This is a genomic window from Paracraurococcus lichenis (assembly GCF_030657435.1).
GTDB lineage: Bacteria > Pseudomonadota > Alphaproteobacteria > Acetobacterales > Acetobacteraceae > Paracraurococcus > Paracraurococcus lichenis.
In genome coordinates, this window is sequence record NZ_JAUTWS010000092.1 from 1 (window position 1) to 15,365 (window position 15,365).

Annotated in this window: 14 protein-coding genes; 11 read left to right on the forward strand and 3 right to left on the reverse strand. The window is 71.8% G+C overall.

What is annotated here, in order from left to right:
* Nucleotides 1-226, reverse strand: a 226-nt coding sequence (locus Q7A36_RS34355) for a recombinase family protein (protein WP_456306838.1), incomplete at its 3' end; no start/stop codon positions are given.
* A gap of 422 nt (nt 227-648) precedes the next feature.
* On the opposite strand from Q7A36_RS34355, the gene Q7A36_RS34360 reads away from it, so the two are divergent.
* Together Q7A36_RS34360 and Q7A36_RS34365 are read left to right on the forward strand one after the other, a co-directional pair.
* Nucleotides 649-1,851, forward strand: a complete 1,203-nt coding sequence (locus Q7A36_RS34360) for a hypothetical protein (protein ID WP_305108316.1) — start codon at nt 649-651, stop codon at nt 1,849-1,851.
* 176 nt (nt 1,852-2,027) lie between these two features.
* Nucleotides 2,028-2,726 (forward strand): tyrosine-type recombinase/integrase, encoded by a 699-nt coding sequence (locus Q7A36_RS34365; protein WP_305108317.1) that lies wholly within the window; start codon nt 2,028-2,030, stop codon nt 2,724-2,726.
* A gap of 132 nt (nt 2,727-2,858) precedes the next feature.
* Here Q7A36_RS34365 and Q7A36_RS34370 read toward each other — a convergent pair whose 3' ends face one another.
* Complete coding sequence (locus Q7A36_RS34370) at nt 2,859-3,557, reverse strand: response regulator (protein ID WP_305108318.1); 699 nt, start codon at nt 3,555-3,557, stop codon at nt 2,859-2,861.
* The gene (locus tag Q7A36_RS34375) at nt 3,554-6,214 is read right to left on the reverse strand and encodes a sensor histidine kinase (protein WP_305108319.1); all 2,661 of its coding nucleotides are present in this window, start codon (nt 6,212-6,214) and stop codon (nt 3,554-3,556) included. The genes Q7A36_RS34370 and Q7A36_RS34375 overlap by 4 nt, the downstream gene beginning before the upstream one ends.
* Nucleotides 6,215-6,441: 227 nt before the next feature.
* Between Q7A36_RS34375 and kdpF the strand changes: the two genes are divergently transcribed.
* The 9 genes from kdpF to Q7A36_RS34415 all read left to right on the forward strand — a co-directional run.
* The gene (gene kdpF, locus Q7A36_RS41805; protein ID WP_370655753.1) at nt 6,442-6,528 is read left to right on the forward strand and encodes a K(+)-transporting ATPase subunit F; all 87 of its coding nucleotides are present in this window, start codon (nt 6,442-6,444) and stop codon (nt 6,526-6,528) included.
* 4 nt (nt 6,529-6,532) lie between these two features.
* Nucleotides 6,533-8,230 (forward strand): potassium-transporting ATPase subunit KdpA, encoded by a 1,698-nt coding sequence (gene kdpA, locus Q7A36_RS34380; RefSeq protein ID WP_305108320.1) that lies wholly within the window; start codon nt 6,533-6,535, stop codon nt 8,228-8,230.
* An 11-nt stretch (nt 8,231-8,241) separates the two neighbouring features.
* The gene (gene kdpB, locus Q7A36_RS34385; RefSeq protein WP_370655752.1) at nt 8,242-10,311 is read left to right on the forward strand and encodes a potassium-transporting ATPase subunit KdpB; all 2,070 of its coding nucleotides are present in this window, start codon (nt 8,242-8,244) and stop codon (nt 10,309-10,311) included.
* Between the two features lie 2 nt (nt 10,312-10,313).
* Nucleotides 10,314-10,901 carry a potassium-transporting ATPase subunit KdpC gene (gene kdpC, locus Q7A36_RS34390; protein WP_305108321.1) on the forward strand — a complete coding sequence of 196 codons (588 nt, stop codon included), beginning with the start codon at nt 10,314-10,316 and terminating at the stop codon, nt 10,899-10,901.
* 335 nt (nt 10,902-11,236) lie between these two features.
* On the forward strand, nt 11,237-12,199 hold the full coding sequence (locus Q7A36_RS34395; RefSeq protein WP_305108322.1) for a DUF2891 domain-containing protein: 963 nt from the start codon (nt 11,237-11,239) through the stop codon (nt 12,197-12,199).
* Nucleotides 12,200-12,343: 144 nt separating this feature from the next.
* Complete coding sequence (locus Q7A36_RS34400) at nt 12,344-12,706, forward strand: hypothetical protein (RefSeq protein WP_305108323.1); 363 nt, start codon at nt 12,344-12,346, stop codon at nt 12,704-12,706.
* A 2-nt stretch (nt 12,707-12,708) separates the two neighbouring features.
* Entirely contained in the window at nt 12,709-13,122 is a 414-nt protein-coding gene (locus tag Q7A36_RS34405) for a DUF2161 family putative PD-(D/E)XK-type phosphodiesterase (RefSeq protein WP_305108324.1), read from the forward strand.
* 134 nt (nt 13,123-13,256) lie between these two features.
* The gene (gene zwf, locus Q7A36_RS34410) at nt 13,257-14,729 is read left to right on the forward strand and encodes a glucose-6-phosphate dehydrogenase (protein WP_305108325.1); all 1,473 of its coding nucleotides are present in this window, start codon (nt 13,257-13,259) and stop codon (nt 14,727-14,729) included.
* 388 nt (nt 14,730-15,117) lie between these two features.
* Nucleotides 15,118-15,365: hypothetical protein (locus Q7A36_RS34415; protein WP_305108326.1), on the forward strand; the 248-nt coding region annotated here is incomplete at its 3' end.

Consider the following 15,365-nt stretch of genomic DNA (forward strand, 5'->3'; position numbering starts at 1 on the left):
GCCGCAGCCGGGCCAGGGTGCGGGCGAGCACGGGCCGGTCGCGGTCGCCGCCCGAGGCGTGCTCCTCGGCCACGTCGCGGCAGCCGGCGGCGCGCAGCTCATCGAGCTGGCGCCGCGTCGCCTGATCCTCGGTGCTGACGCGCGCGTAGCCGACCAGCGCCATGCCGAGGCTCCCTTGTCCTGCTGCGCCCCGGCCCGCGACGGCCAGGGTGAGGGTGGATCTCACGATTGAGGATCGACGCGCCGAGGGAACCGCCTGTCCTGGGCCTTGTCAAATCTTGCAAGTCGCGCTCATCCGGTCCTTTGCAGGCGCATCAAGAGCCCGCGCCAGCCTCCGGCGGCCAGCCCAGGCCGCCTGCCGGGCGGCACCGGGCCCCCCGGCAGGCCGAGGCGCAAGCCCTTGTCGGAGCGGCATTCTGCCGCGTGCAGGGCGGCATTCCGGGCTCCCCGCGACCGGCGTTCGGGCGCCGGCGCGACGCGCTTCCAGGCCTGTTGGCGGCCGCGATGGCATGCCGGGGGCCTCGACACGACCGACGACGCCGTGCGGGAACCACCCAGGCTGCCCCCTGGCCTGAAAATAAGCGAGAGTTTGAAGTGAAGTTCTGAATCGGGTAAATCACACCGATTCCGAGGGGAGGGGGCTCACCGGTGTCGCTGGCATCGAGCAGGCGGGCTGACACGCCCCCGCATCTCGGGGACCCGGCCCTGCTGGCGGCCCTTACCCTGGCCAGCGCAGCGGTCGCACGGCTCGATGCCGCCACCGCCCTGCATCCGCTGTTGCCGGCCCTGCTGCACCGGACCCGCCTCGATGCGGCCCGGCGCCAGGCCGCGGCAGACGGGCACCTCATCGACCCCTGGCACCTCGCCGCCGCGCTGGAAGGCCTGCCGCTGCGGGCCATGCGGGACAGCGAGCGGATCATGGATGCGGGGGCGATCCAGGACGCCGCCCGCCTCGCCCTCGACTACCACGGCTGGCTCGCGGCGCCCGACGAGGACGCGGAGGAGGAGATACGGGCGGCGCTCGCCGCGCTCGAAGGGCAGCGCCCCTATGGCGTCCCGCTGCTCGATGCCGCCTGGGGTGCCTGGTGCTGGCTCGAGCGCGGCGGGACGCGCCCGCCGCTGCGCGCCGCGCTGGTGCGGCGCTGGGGCGCGGTGGGCGTGCTCCGCGCCCCGCTGCCGCTCACCGGGGCGGCCGCGCTCGGGCCCGACCAGCCCTGGGACCCGCCGCTCTGGATCCCGGCATTCCTGCGGGCGGTCGCCGCCGAGGCGGGGACGGCGCTCGACCTGCTGATCGAGATGGAGCGGCGGTGGCTTGCCGCGCGGGCGGCGGTGGCCGCGGGGCGGCGCAGCACCTCGCGCGCCCCCGCGGCGGTGGACCTGCTCGCGGCCGTCCCACTGGTCTCGGCCACGACGCTGGCCGCCGCGCTGGGGATGTCGGTGAAGGCGGCCTGCGCCATCCTCGACGAGCTCGTCCGGCTGGAGGTCGCGGTCGAGGTGACGCACCGCCACAGCCGCCGCCTGTTCGGCCTCGCCGGCCTTGCGCCACTGCGGCAGGCGGCGGCGCCGCCGCGCCGGCCGCTGCCCGGGCGGGGGAGGGGGCGGCCGCGCGAGGTGCCGGCGGCGGTGGAGGTGCCGCCCGAGATCCTGGCGCCGGCACCGCCGCCGCGCGCCGGGCCGCTTGAGCGGCGGGCCTTCGACTACGGCGACCTGGAGGCGGCGATGCAGGCGGTGGACGCGGCGATCCGCAAGACACGGGCCGGGCTCGCGCGCCTGGCCAGGAGCGGATCGGCCGATGCCGACGCTGCGGGGGGAGGCGACCCAGCCTGCCCCACCGACAGGTCACCGCGATAGGGCTCCGGCCCCGGGCCCGCCAGGGCGTCCGGCAAGGCCAGGACGGTGCACCAGGGCCTCCCCAGCCCTGGGCGCCCAGGGATGACGAAGACGACATCGGAGCCGCCTACCTCGCCGCCAGCCACGCCGGCGCCACGCTCCGCCGCCGCCTCGCCGCCATCGGCCGTGCCCACCGCATGGCAGGTCACCCCTGGGCGGGCTCGCACCCGGCGATCCGCGACACCCTCGCCGGCATCGGCCGCCAGCACGGCACCCCGGCCCGTCGCGCCGCGACGAACGGCACCGCCGAGATCCGCAAACTGGTGGCCACCTGCACCGACAGCCTCACCGGCACGCGCGACCGCGCCCTGCTGCTGCTGGGCTTCGCCGCGGCGCTGCGGCGGAGCGAACTGGTCGCCGTGCTGCGCGAGCACATCCCCCTCACGCGCGAGGGCCTGCGGCTGCTGATCCCGCGCGCCAGGACCGACCAGGCGGGGAGGGGGGCCGAGCTCGGCATCCCGCGCGGCCGCAAGCTGGAGACCTGCCCGGTCCGCGGCGCGCTCGAGGCTTGGCTGCAGGCCGGCGACCGTCGCTACGGCCCGGTGTTCCGCAGGATCGACCGCTGTGGCAACCTCGAGACCACGGCGCTGCACCCCTACGCGCTCCCAAAAATCCTGGCGCGACGGCTGGCGCTGGCCGGCATCAAGCCTGCCGGGCTCGAGCGACTGCCGCTGCACGGGCTGCGAGCGGGCTTCATCACCGAGGCCTACCAGGCCGGGGCGCGGGACGAAGCCATCATGGAGCACTCCTGCCACCGCGACATCCGCACCATGCGCGGCTATGTCCGCCGGGCCAAACTTGTGGACGAGAGCCCAGCCGGACTGGCCGGATTTTAGCGGCCACTAGCCGAGCCAAGGATCTCTGCTGCTTCTAGCCGCCCAGATGCAGGTGCATGAGGTAGCAGATGGATCCGCCAAGTGTGACCCGAACCATTCTTCGCGGGAGTGCGCCCTGAAGCAGCGCCCGCGCTACTCGGTGCCGAACCGGTAGCCTACACCCGGCTCGGTCCGGATGAGGCTGGCAGCGTGCCCCAACTTCTGCCGAAGGTGTCCTACATAGACGCGCAGATATTGCGCGTCCTCGACATGCGCCAGTCCCCAGACCGCCGTAAGCAACTGGCGCTGCGTCACCACCCGGCCCTCTCCGCCGCGGACCAATGCGGCAAGCAGGTCCCACTCGCGCGGCGTCAGCTTCAGTGGCTCACCACCCGCCACCCGCGCCGTCCGCCGGCCGAGATCCACCTCCAGTGGTCCGGCTCGCACGATGGTGGCCGCCGGCTGCTGCGCTGCCGCACCGGCGCGCCGCAGCGCGGCACGGATGCGTGCCAACAACTCGCCCAACGCGAAGGGCTTCTCCACGTAATCGTCCGCCCCGGCGTCGAGCGCGGCGACCTTTTCGACCTCCTGGTCGCGGGCGGAGAGGACGACCACTGGCGCCGCGGTGAACCCGCGCAGCCGGGGGATCGCCAGCTTGCCGTCACCATCCGGCAGGCCGAGGTCGAGCAGCACCAGCGCCGGCGCCCGCTCGGCCGCCAGGCGCAACCCCTCAGCCATCGTCATCGCGCGCAGCGGCGTGTAGCTCGCCGCTTCCAGCGCGGGGGCCAGGAAACGGTGGATCTGCGGCTCGTCGTCCATGACGAGGATGCGCAGCGGAGCGACCTCGTTCATGCGCCCGAGAACCTGACAACCACCCGTGTCCCGCGTCCGTCCGGCGTCGCAGGGCTCTCGGCGGCGATGCGTCCACCCATGGCCTGGACGAGGCCGCGGCAGATAGCCAAGCCAAGACCGCTGCCGGCGGCCACCCGGTCGGTGCGCGTGGCGCGGAAGTACGGATCGAAGATCCGGTGCAGATCCTCGCGCGGAATCCCTGGCCCGTCATCCTCGACAGCGATCATGACCTCCGGTCCTTCCCGGCCGACCCGCGCGCGGACGCGCCCGCCGGGCGCCGAGAACTTCAGCGCGTTATCGAGCAGGTTGGCCATGACCTGGTCGAGCAGGGCCGGGTCGAGGCGCGGCGCAGTCGGCCGTGGCCCAAGGTCCAGCGCGATCTCCCGCCCATGCGCCCGTGCGGCGCGCGCGGCGGCGGTCTCCAGCGCCTCGGCCAGGTCCACCGCCTCGCGTCGGGGCGCAATCTGGCGGCTCTCGATGCGCACCATGTCGAGAATATTGGCGATCCAGCGGGACAGGCGCTCGGTCTCCTCCTCGGCGGTGGCCAGCAGGTCGGCGCGGGTCGCCTCCGACAGCGCCGGACCGGATGTCCGCAGCGTCGCGATCGCGCCGCGGATGGAGGTGAGGGGCGTCCTGAGATCGTGGCCGAGCGAGGTGAGCAGCGCGGTGCGCAGCGCCTCGGTCTCGGCCAGCGCCTCGCCGCGGGCGCGTTCCTCCATCAGCTCGGCACGCTCGAGCGCGACGGCCGCCTGGTCCAGCAGCGCGTCCAGGGCGCGGTCGGCCTCGCCGTCGAGCGGGCCGCCCGCCTCCGGCCGGCGCAGCCCGACCAGGCCCGCAAGGCCATGGGCGGTGCGCATCGGGCGGAACTGCCAGGCGGCGGAGGGCAGGGTATCGGTTCCGCGGCCGGCCGCACGGCGGTTGGCGGCGGCCCATCGCGCCGCGGCCATGCTGGACTCGTCCGGCTCGACCTCGACCGGCACGCTGGCCCGCAGCACCGGCTCGGGCGCGCTCTCGCCCGGCAGGGGCGGCAGCAGCAGCAGCACGCAGGCGGGCTCGCCCGCGATGCGCGAGGCCTCCTCCGCAATGGCCTGCACCAGGTCGCCCTTGTCTCCCGGCGCCCCCAGCCGGCGGCTGAACTCGACCAATCGCCGCAGGCCGAGCATGCGGGCGCGCGCGGCGCGGACCGAACGCCCGAGGCCGCCGGTGGTGCCGGCCAGCATCAGCGCGACGAGGGCGAAGACGACGACGCCGACCACGTCCTGCGGCCCGGCGATGGTCAGGGTGTAGCGCGGCGGCAGGAACAGGAAGTTCCAGGCCAGGAAAGACAGTGCCGCGGCCAGGGCGCCCTGGACCGGACCGAAGCCCACGGCGGCCGCCACGATCGGCACGAGGTAGATCATGCCGAGCGCGCCTTCGGGCACCACGCCGTCGAAGGCGAGGGCCAGGGTGGTCGCCCCCGCGATGAGAGCGGGAGGTGCCATCCAGCCTGCCCAAGGCGGCAAAGCGTGGCGTTCGGGCGGTAGGCGGCGCGGCGCGCCGGCCGGCTCCGGGACCACGTGAAGCGTGAAGTCGCCGGCCTGGCGCAGCAGCGAGGCGGACAGCGTCCGGCCTGCCAGCCGTCGCCATCGGCCCGGACGGCCGCGGCCGATGACGAGGTGGGTCACGTTGCGCACCTGCGCCTCGCGCAGGATGGCGGAGGGCAGGTCGGCGGCGACTACCGTTTCGGCTTCGGCGCCGAGCCGCTCCGCAAGTCGCAGCGCGGGGCCGGGATCGGCGGACGGGTCGGCCGTCGGCTGCTCGACATGCAGGGCGAGGAGCGGTGCCTTCAGCGCATCCGCGACGCGGCGGGCCTCCCGTACCACCGTCTCGGCCGAGGGATCGGCGCCAACCAGCGCCATGACGCGGTCGCCGGCCGGCCAGGGGCCGGCGATGGCATTGGCGCGCATGTAGCCGGTGACATCCGCGTCCACGCGTTCGGCCGTGCGGCGCAGCGCCATCTCGCGCAGCGCGGCGAGGTTGCCTTCCCGGAAGAAGCCGCGCAGCGCGCGCGCCGCCTGGTCGGGGCGATAGATGCGGCCCTGGCGCATGCGCTCGATCAGCTCGGCAGGCGGGATGTCGATCAGCTCGACCGCGTCGGCCTCGGCCAGCACGCGGTCCGGTACCGTCTCCGCCACCCGCACGCCGGTGATCCGCGCCACCGCCTCCGAGAGGCTCTCGAGGTGCTGGACGTTCATCGTCGTCCACACCTCGATGCCGGCCGCGCGCAGCTCTTCCACATCCTGCCAACGCTTCGGGTGGCGGCTGCCGGGGGAGTTGCTGTGCGCCAGTTCGTCGAGCAGCAGGATCTGCGGGCGCCGCGCCAGCGCGCCGTCGAGGTCGAACTCCTCCAGTTCCTGTCCGCGGTAGGGTATGCGAGAGCGCGGCAGGACGGGCAGATCGCCGATGGCGGCCTGCGTCTCCGTCCGGCCATGCGTCTCCACGATGCCGGCCAGGACATCGGCGCCGCCGGCGAGACGCCGCCGCGCCTCGGCGAGCATCTCCATCGTCTTGCCGACGCCAGGCGCGGCGCCGAGGAACACCTTCAGCCGGCCGCGCCCCTCCCACCGCGCGAGCGCGAGCAGGGCGTCGGGATCGGGGCGGGGTGGCTGCTCGGTCATGTCGCTCCCGATAGCAGGCCCGGCGCGTCGCGGCCCGCGTCTTTACGCCGTCTTTATGCGGCCGACCCGGATCCCGCATGGAGCCTTTACGCGCGCTGAGCCTACGCCCGTCCGACCATCTGGATGGGAGTTCCGCGGATGCTCGACCTTCTCCTGCTGGTGCTCGGCGCCGGCCTGTTCGGCCTGATGGCGGCCTACGCGACCGGCTGCGAACGGGTGTGACTGCCGTGACCGAGCTCATCCTCGGCGGCGTAGTGACCGCTGGCCTCCTCCTTTACCTGCTGTGGGCGCTGCTGCGCCCGGAGGATCTGTGATCCCATGACGTTCATCGGCTGGATGCAGATCACCCTGGTGCTCGCCGCCATCCTGGCGGCTGCCGTACCCCTGGCCCGGTACATCGCCGCGGTCGCGGCGGGGCGGATCGCCTTCCTTGCGCCGCTCGAGCGCGCGATCTATGCGGCGGGCGGCATCGACCCCGCGCGCGGGATGGGCTGGAAGGCCTACACGCTGGCCATGCTCGCAGCCAATCTCGCGGGCTTCCTGGTCCTCTACGCCCTGCTTCGGCTGCAAGGGGCGTTGCCCCTCAACCCGCAGGGCTTCGACGGCGTGCCGCCCTGGCTCGCCTTCAACACCGCGATCAGCTTCGTCACCAACACCGACTGGCAGGCCTACAGCGGCGAGGTGACGATGAGCTACCTGAGCCAGATGGCCGGCCTCTCGGTGCAGAACTTCCTCTCCGCTGCCACCGGCATCGCGCTGGCCCTGGCGGTCTGCCGCGCCTTCGCCGGCGGCGGGCTGCGGGACCTGGGGAACTTCTGGGCCGATGTCGTGCGCGTGACGCTCTATGTCCTGCTGCCGCTTGCCCTGGTGGTGGGCCTTGCCTTCGTGGCCATGGGCGTACCGCAGACGCTCTCGGCCTATGCCGAGGCGACGACGTTGGAGGGCGCGACGCAGACCATTCCGCTCGGCCCGGCCGCCTTCCAGGTCGCGATCAAGCACCTGGGTACCAATGGCGGCGGCTTCTTCGGGGTGAACTCGGCGCATCCCTTCGAGGGTCCGTCGGCACTGGCGACCGCCCTGCAGATCTGGGCGCAGCAGGTGATCCCCTTCGCCCTGGCGCTCACCTTCGGGCACATCGTGCGCGACATCCGCCAGGGCTGGGCGCTGCTGGCAGTCTTGCTGGCCTTCGTCCTCGCCGGCACCTGGATCGTCTACGCGGCCGAGGCCGGCGGCAACCCGCTGCACATCGCAGCCGGCGTGGATCCCGCGCTCGGCAACATGGAGGGCAAGGAGGTCCGGTTCGGCCAGGCGCTCGTCGCGCTCTTCACCGCGACCACGACAGGCGCCTCCTGCGGTGCGGTGAACGCCATGTTCGACAGCTTCACCTCGCTCGGCGGGTTGGTGCCGCTGTTCTTGATTCAGCTCGGCGAGGTGCTGCCGGGCGGCGTCGGCTCCGGCCTCTATGGCATGCTCGTCTTCGTGCTGCTGGCGGTCTTCGTCGCCGGGCTGATGGTGGGCCGCACGCCGGAATACCTCGGCAAGAAGGTGCAGGCGCGCGAGGTGAAGCTGGCAATGCTGGCGGTGCTGGTGCTGCCGGCCGCGATTCTCGGGTTCACGGCGGTCGCGGTCGTGCTGCCCGTGGCGGTGGTGTCGATCCAGGAACAGGGACCGCACGGGCTGAGCGAGATGCTCTACGCCTATACCTCGGCGGCAGGGAACAACGGCTCGGCCTTCGGCGGGCTGACGGCCGACACGCCCTGGATGAACACGACGCTGGGCATCGCCATGCTGCTCGGCCGCTTCGGCTATGTGGTGCCGGTGATGGCGATCGCGGGCTCGCTGGCCGCCAAGCCGAAGCTCGCCGCCTCCACCGGCACCTTGCCGACGCATGGCCCGCTCTTCGTCGGGCTGCTGGCCGGCATGATCCTCATCCTCGGCGGGCTGCAGTTCATGCCCGCCCTCGCCCTCGGCCCGGTCGCCGAGCACGTCGTGCTCGGCGCGGGCAAGACCTTTTGAGGCCGCTCCCGATGGACATGACACCCGCCATTTCGGCCGCGGAGGCCCGCCATGCGACCCGCGGCGGCGCCCTCCTCTCCGGCCCGATCGTCCGGCGCGCGGCGCTGGAGGCGCTCGGAAAACTCGACCCGCGCCGCCTCGTGCGCAACCCGGTCATCTTCGTCACGGAGGTCGTGGCGATCCTGGTGACCGTCCTGGCCACCCGCGCCCTGGCGCTCGGGCAAACCTGGACCTTCCAGGCCGGCATCGCGCTCTGGCTCTGGCTGACGGTGCTGTTCGCCACCTTCGCCGAGGCGGTGGCGGAAGGCCGCGGTCGCGCCCAGGCCGAGAGCCTGCGCCGCGCCCGCACCGAGACCCGGGCGAAGCTGCTGCTGCGCGGCGACGACCGCACGCTCTGGCAGCCGCGATCCGCGACGGAGTTGCGCGCCGGCGATCTGGTGCTGGTCGAGGCCGGCGACCTCATCCCCTCCGACGGCGAGGTGGTGGAGGGCATTGCCAGCGTGAACGAGGCCGCCGTGACCGGCGAGAGCGCGCCGGTGATCCGCGAGAGCGGCGGCGACCGCAGCGCGGTCACGGGCGGCACCCTCGTCGTCTCCGACTGGATCGTGGTGCGCATCACTGCCGCACCAGGCTCCACCTTCCTCGACCGGATGATTGCCCTTGTGGAGGGCGCGGCGCGGCAGAAGACGCCGAACGAGATCGCTCTCGACATCCTGCTGGCCGGCATGACGATCATCTTCCTGATTGCGGTGGCCTCGCTGGTTGGGCTGGCAAGCTGGAACGGCCAGCCGCCCTCCATTGCGGTACTGGCGGCGCTGCTGGTCACGCTGATCCCGACGACGATCGGTGGCCTGCTCTCCGCCATCGGCATCGCGGGCATGGACCGGCTGGTGCGCTTCAACGTGCTGGCGACCAGCGGCCGGGCGGTGGAGGCCGCCGGCGATGTGGATGTGCTGCTGCTCGACAAGACCGGCACCATCACGCTCGGCAATCGCCAGGCCGCAGGCTTCATCCCGGTCCCGGGCGCGACCGAGAGGGAGGTGGCGGAGGCGGCGGTGCTCTCCTCGCTGGCCGACGAGACGCCGGAGGGCCGATCCATCCTCGCCTTCGCGCGGGAGCGGTACGGCATCCAGGCGCGGGCCCTGCCGGAAGGCGCGCGGGTGATCCCCTTTACCGCGCAGACCCGCATCTCGGGCCTCGACCTGCCGCACGGCGTCTATCGCAAGGGCGCGGTGGACGCATTGCTGCGCTTCCTTGGCGGCGAGGCGCCATCCACGCTGCGCGAGGCGGTGGACCGCATCGCGCGGGCCGGCGGGACGCCGCTGGCGGTCGCAAGGGATGGGCGGCTGCTCGGCGCCATTGAGCTGAAGGACATCGTCAAGACCGGCATGCGAGGCCGCTTCGACGCGCTGCGCCGCATGGGCATCCGCACCGTGATGGTGACTGGCGACAACCGGCTCACCGCCGCGGCCATCGCTGCCGAGGCCGGGGTGGACGACTTCATCGCGGAGGCGACGCCTGAGGACAAGCTCGCCTATATCCGCCAGGCGCAGGCCGAGGGGCGGCTGGTGGCGATGGCCGGCGACGGCACCAACGACGCCCCGGCGCTGGCCCAGGCCGATGTCGGGCTGGCGATGCAGACCGGTACCCAGGCCGCGCGTGAGGCCGGCAACATGGTGGACCTCGACAGCGACCCCACCAAGCTCATCGAGGTGGTGGAGATCGGCAAGCAGCTCCTGATCACCCGCGGCGCGCTAACCACCTTCTCCATCGCCAACGACGTGGCGAAATACTTTGCCATCCTGCCGGCGATCTTCGTGGCGTCCTACCCGGAACTCGCGGTGCTGAATGTCATGCGCCTTGCCTCGCCCGAGAGCGCCATCCTCTCGGCCGTGATCTTCAACGCGCTGATCATCGTGGCGCTCTTCCCGCTGGCGCTACGCGGCGTGCGCTACGTGCCGGTCGGCGCGATCGCGCTGCTGCGGCGCAACCTGCTGATCTACGGCCTGGGCGGCATCGTTGCGCCCTTCGTCGGGATCAAGCTCATCGACTTCATCCTCGTTCTGCTGGGGCTCGCCTGACCATGATCGCCATCCTCCGCCCGGCCGCCGCCTTGGTCGCGCTGTTCACCCTACTGCTCGGCCTGGCCATGCCGCTGGCCTTCACCGGCGTCGCCGGTGCGGTCTTCCCCGGGAAGGCCGGCGGCAGCCTCATCGCACGGGACGGTAAGGTGGTCGGCTCGGCCCTGCTCGGGCAGGACTTCGCCTCCGAGCGATATTTCCACCCGCGCCCCTCGACGACAATCGCGCCGGATCCGGAGAATGCAGGCAACACCAGGGCCGCGCCCTACAACGCCGCGGCCCCAGCCGCCTCGCAGCTTGGCCCGACCTCCGCAGCGCTGCTGGAGACAGTGAAGGTGCGCGTCGCCGCGCTCGGCGGCGGGCCGGTACCGGCCGATGCCGTCGCGGCCTCGGGCTCCGGCCTCGACCCGCATATCAGCCCGGAAAACGCGGCTCGGCAGATAGGCCGCGTGGCCCGGGTCCGCGGCCTGCCGCAGGCGCGAGTCACCGAACTCGTCGCGCAGCATACCAATGGTCGCCTGTTCGGCCTGTTTGGTGAGCCACGCATCAACGTCCTGCGTCTCAACCTTGCGCTCGATACGTTGCAGTGACCACACGAACGCGAGGGGCTGGGTTTCGCCAAGTGCAGATGGGCAGGCCCCGTCACCAAGCCCGGTACCTACGCCGCCGAGAGCCTCTCGGCTGCCACCCGCCGGACCTATCGCGTGGACTGGGCGGATTTCTCTGCGTGGTGCAGCCGGCACGGCCACCAACCCCTGCCCGCTGCGCCGGGGGCGATCGCCGCCTCTCTCGCCTCCATCCGCGTGAACCCCGTCGCGGTGCACCGCTTGCAGGAAGGGGAGGATACGGCGGCATAATCGCGCGACGGCGACCATGGGGAGGGAGACACGTGCGACCTGCGCTGACCCTGGAGACCGCTAGCCGCATGGCCGAGATCGCCCTCGGTCACGTGCAGCGCGAGTACCCGAACAAGCCCGACCACGTGCTCACCGGCCCGGAGGACCTGTGCAGCCCTCGCGCGCTGCACCCGGTATTCTTCGGCAGCTTCGATTGGCACTCCTGCGTGCACGGGCACTGGATGTTGGCGCGCCTGCTGCGCCGCTACCCCGCCATGCCCGCCGCGCCGCAGGTGCGGGCTTTGTTCGACGCGCTCTACACCGAGGTCGCCGTGGCGACGGAACGCGCCTATCTCGACCGGCCCCACGCTGGCGGCTTCGAACGGCCCTATGGCTGGGCCTGGCTGCTGATGTTGGCCGCCGAACTCGCGCGACTTGAGGGCAGTGCCTGGGGCAAGGTACTCGCGCCGCTGGCGGAGGCTTTTGCCGAGCGCTTCCGGGCCTGGCTGCCCAAAGCCACCTATCCCGTCCGCAGCGGCACCCATACCTGCTCGGCCTTCGCCCTGACCCTGGCTGTGGAGTATGCTGCGGATCACGATCCGGCCCTGCTTGACCTGCTCCGAGAGGCTGCTCAGGCTTGGTTTGGCGCCGATACGGCCTGCCAGGCCTGGGAGCCGAGCGGCGAGGACTTCCTCTCGCCCGCCCTCACCGAAGCGGCCTGCATGCGTCGGCTGTTATCCCCGCCGGACTTCGCGGCGTGGTTCGATCGCTTTCTGCCACACCTGGGCGAGGGCGATCCGGCGACGCTGTTCCGCCCGGCGGCAGTCAGCGACCGGAGCGATGGCCGCATCGTGCATCTCGACGGGCTGAACCTCAGCCGTGCCTGGTGCTGGCGGCTGCTCTCGGACCATTGGCCGGCCGATGATCGGCGGCGGATGCGCGCGGAGGCAGCAGCCGAGGGCCATCTGGCAGCCAGCCTGCCGTACCTGGCGCACGACTATATGGGCGAGCACTGGCTGGCCACTTTCGCGGTGCTCGCCATGGACGTGTGATGCGCCGTCAGCCTTGCCTCCGGCAACGTCGGTACGATAACCGTGGCAGCGCAGCACGACGTTGCACGACCGCTGCCGACACCGTGCGTGCCGGTCTCCCTAACGTCGCCGCATCCGACTTCTGCCGCAGCAACCGAGGAGCCGATGAGCCGACGCCCACCCCGCAGGGTCGCAGGACAGCCGGACGGCAGCTTCGCCGCGCTGCGATCGGAGATCGAACAGCTGCGCCGGGAACTGGTCCAGGCCCGGACCCGCATCCAGCACCTCGAGCAGGGGGCTGCCGACCCGCTGGCAGCACGGCGCATCGCCGAGCTGGAGGAGGGGCAGAAAGTCGCCCGCGGCCTCGCTCTTGACGCCGCCGTCGCACGGTCGAGGGCGGAGGCCGAGCTGAAGGCGCTCCGCGCCGCCATCGAGCGCGCACCGGGCCTGCGGGGCTGGCTGCTGCGCCGTGCCCTGCGCCGGCTGGGCGGCCCGGCCGCGCCGACCCGACCGAAGCAGGGACGCTGACCGTGGACGCGGCGCGCGGCTCAGTCGAGGTCCTCGTCGCGCCAGGCCCGTACCGCCCGCGCCGAGACCCGCGGCACCGATCCCGCCTGCTGGACGAGCACCGGCGGCGGCGCGGCGACCCCTCGCCGTGCGGGTCGTCCCGCCAGCCCGTCATGACGGCCTACCGACAACGCGCCCTGGCCTGCGCCGCGATGCTGCACGAGGGGCTGAAACGACCGCGTGACCTGCGGGACGTCGCGCCCGACGCTGCGGCCATCCTGCTCAGGAACATCTACGGCCGGTTCGAGCGCGAGGCGCGCGGTCTCTACCGCTTGTCGCAGGCGGGCGAGGCGGGGATCGCCCACTGGTCCTCGGGCGATGATGCGAAGGCGGGCGAATGCACCTCGCCCCGCCCTGGCCAACAGAACGACGCCTGAAGCGGGACGCCTGCGCGGCGAGCGGGCGCTGTGCCACCTTGCCACGCGGCTGGGATGCGGCATCTTCCAATGGGGTGTGGCCGCGGGATCGTCACCGCGCCCGGACCTGGAACCTAGGCGAGGGCGGCCCGGCCATGGCGACCATCATCCCCGTCGAGAGCTTCGATTGTGCCGTGTTCGGTGGCACCGGCGACTTGGCCATGCGCAAGCTCCTGCCGGCCCTGTTCCATCGATTTCTCGACCGCCAGTTCCCTGATGACAGTCGAATCATCGGTGCCTCACGCCGGGAGGTGTCGGACGACACCTACCGCGGACTGGCTGAGGAGGCCCTTCGCCGTCACGTCCCGCCTGAGCGCTTCGACCTCGACGAGGTACGCCGCTTCTGCGCCATGCTGGGGCATGAGCGTGTCGATGGCCGTGCAGGGGACGGCTTCGACGGCCTCGCCCGCAGGCTGCAGGACGCGCCCGACAAGGTGCGGGTCTTCTACATGGCCACCTCGCCTGATCTGCAGGGGCCGATCTCGCGCAACCTCGCTGCCGCGAAGTTGGTCACCACCCGGTCCCGGGTGGTTCCGGAGAAGCCGATCGGACGCGATCTCGCCTCGGCACGGCGCAGCATGGATGAGGTTGCGACAGCTTTCAGCGAAGCGCAGACCTTCCGCATCGACCACTACCTCGGCAAGGAAACCGTCCAGAACCTGTTGGCGCTCCGCTTCGCCAACCCCTTGATCGAGCGAACCTGGAACACGGATGCGATCGACCACGTCCAGATCACGGTCGCCGAGACTGTTGGCCTCGAGGAGCGCGGCGGATACTATGATGAGTTCGGCGCCGGGCGTGACATGCTGCTTGGCCACATGCTGCAGCTCCTCTGCCTGCTGGCCATGGAATGCCCGACATCGCTCGATGCTGACGCCGTGCGGGACGAGAAGGTCAGGATCCTGCGCTCGCTCCGGCCCATGACGGCGGCCGACCTGCGGTCCGCGACCGTACGGGGCCAGTACACCGAGGGCGCCATCGGCGGCAGGCCGGTCCCTGGCTACCTTGCCGACCTTGGCGGTGAGCGGCGAAGCACGACGGAGACATTCGCGCTCGTCCGCGCGGAGATTGCCAACTGGCGCTGGGGCGGGACACCGTTCTATCTCCGGACCGGCAAGCGCATGGCGACGAAGATGTCGCAGGTCGTCGTGTTCTTCCGGGCGCCTCGCTTCTCGGTCTTTCCCGCCGATGCGGGGGAGTTGCAGCCGAATGCACTGATCATCCGGCTGCAGCCCGATGAGGGGATCCGGTTGGCGGTGATGGCCAAGCAACCCGGGCCGGGCGGCCTGCGGTTGAGCCCGACCGAGCTCGACCTGAGCTTCGAGACAGCCTTCCGGACACGCTACCCCGACGCCTACGAGCGCCTTCTCATGGATGTGGTGCGCGGCAATCAGACCCTGTTCATGCGCCGCGACGAGGTCGAGGCCGGCTGGGCCTGGATGGACCCGATCCTGGCCGGATGGGCGGCCGACCCGCAGCCACCACGGCCCTATGCGGCGGGAAGCTGGGGACCTTCTGCTTCGGTTGCTCTCATCGAGCGGGACGGCAGGAGTTGGAGAGACGATTGACCCAGTACTGTGGGCGGCCCCGCGTGGGTCAACGATGGACTTGATACATTACCGCACTTTTGGGCGGACTGCCACAAGCACGGCAGCGGCAGCCGCAGTTTCCTGATCTAGCAGCAGGCGAGCGACTGTCGCTACGGCCCGGTGCTCCGCAAGACCGACCGCTGCGGCCACCTCGAAACGATGGCGCTGCACTCCTATGGCCTGCCGCGCATCTCGAGGCGGCGGTTGACGCTGGCCGGGATCAAAGCTGCCTGGACTCGGTGAAGAGACTCAAACAATCTGGAGTTTCTAGTCCGCCCCGGCCCTGAGGCGTCTGGCGGGATCGAGGCGGCGCCGCCGGGCGTCAGTCCCCATGTTGCGGGTGTCTGACCAAACGCCGGATGGCGCCATGGAACCGCAACCGGAGACCGACTTCCCGGCGACGCTGTCGAGATGGGTCCAGGAGATCATGCTGTCGATCCCGGGGGCTGCCCGAAGCACCCTGGCGGAGCTGATCGTCGGAGCCATGCTGGCCCGAAGTGGGCCGGTCACGCGAGCGATCCTGGCGTTGACCCCACGGCTGAGCTGGCAGGCCTACCATTGGATGCTCGAGCGGGGCCGCTTCCGGTTGCTCGGCTTGGTTGCCGCCTTGTGCGG

Bases quoted from the DNA above. Each gene is read 5' to 3' on its own strand.
- kdpC (WP_305108321.1), top strand. From the start codon at position 10,314: ATGATCGCCATCCTCCGCCCGGCCGCCGCCTTGGTCGCGCTGTTCACC.
- Q7A36_RS34400 (WP_305108323.1), top strand. From the start codon at position 12,344: ATGAGCCGACGCCCACCCCGCAGGGTCGCAGGACAGCCGGACGGCAGC.
- Q7A36_RS34365 (WP_305108317.1), top strand. From the start codon at position 2,028: ATGGCAGGTCACCCCTGGGCGGGCTCGCACCCGGCGATCCGCGACACC.
- zwf (WP_305108325.1), top strand. From the start codon at position 13,257: ATGGCGACCATCATCCCCGTCGAGAGCTTCGATTGTGCCGTGTTCGGT.
- kdpA (WP_305108320.1), top strand. From the start codon at position 6,533: ATGACGTTCATCGGCTGGATGCAGATCACCCTGGTGCTCGCCGCCATC.
- kdpB (WP_370655752.1), top strand. From the start codon at position 8,242: ATGGACATGACACCCGCCATTTCGGCCGCGGAGGCCCGCCATGCGACC.
- Q7A36_RS34370 (WP_305108318.1), bottom strand. From the start codon at position 3,557: ATGAACGAGGTCGCTCCGCTGCGCATCCTCGTCATGGACGACGAGCCG.
- Q7A36_RS34375 (WP_305108319.1), bottom strand. From the start codon at position 6,214: ATGACCGAGCAGCCACCCCGCCCCGATCCCGACGCCCTGCTCGCGCTC.
- Q7A36_RS34395 (WP_305108322.1), top strand. From the start codon at position 11,237: ATGGCCGAGATCGCCCTCGGTCACGTGCAGCGCGAGTACCCGAACAAG.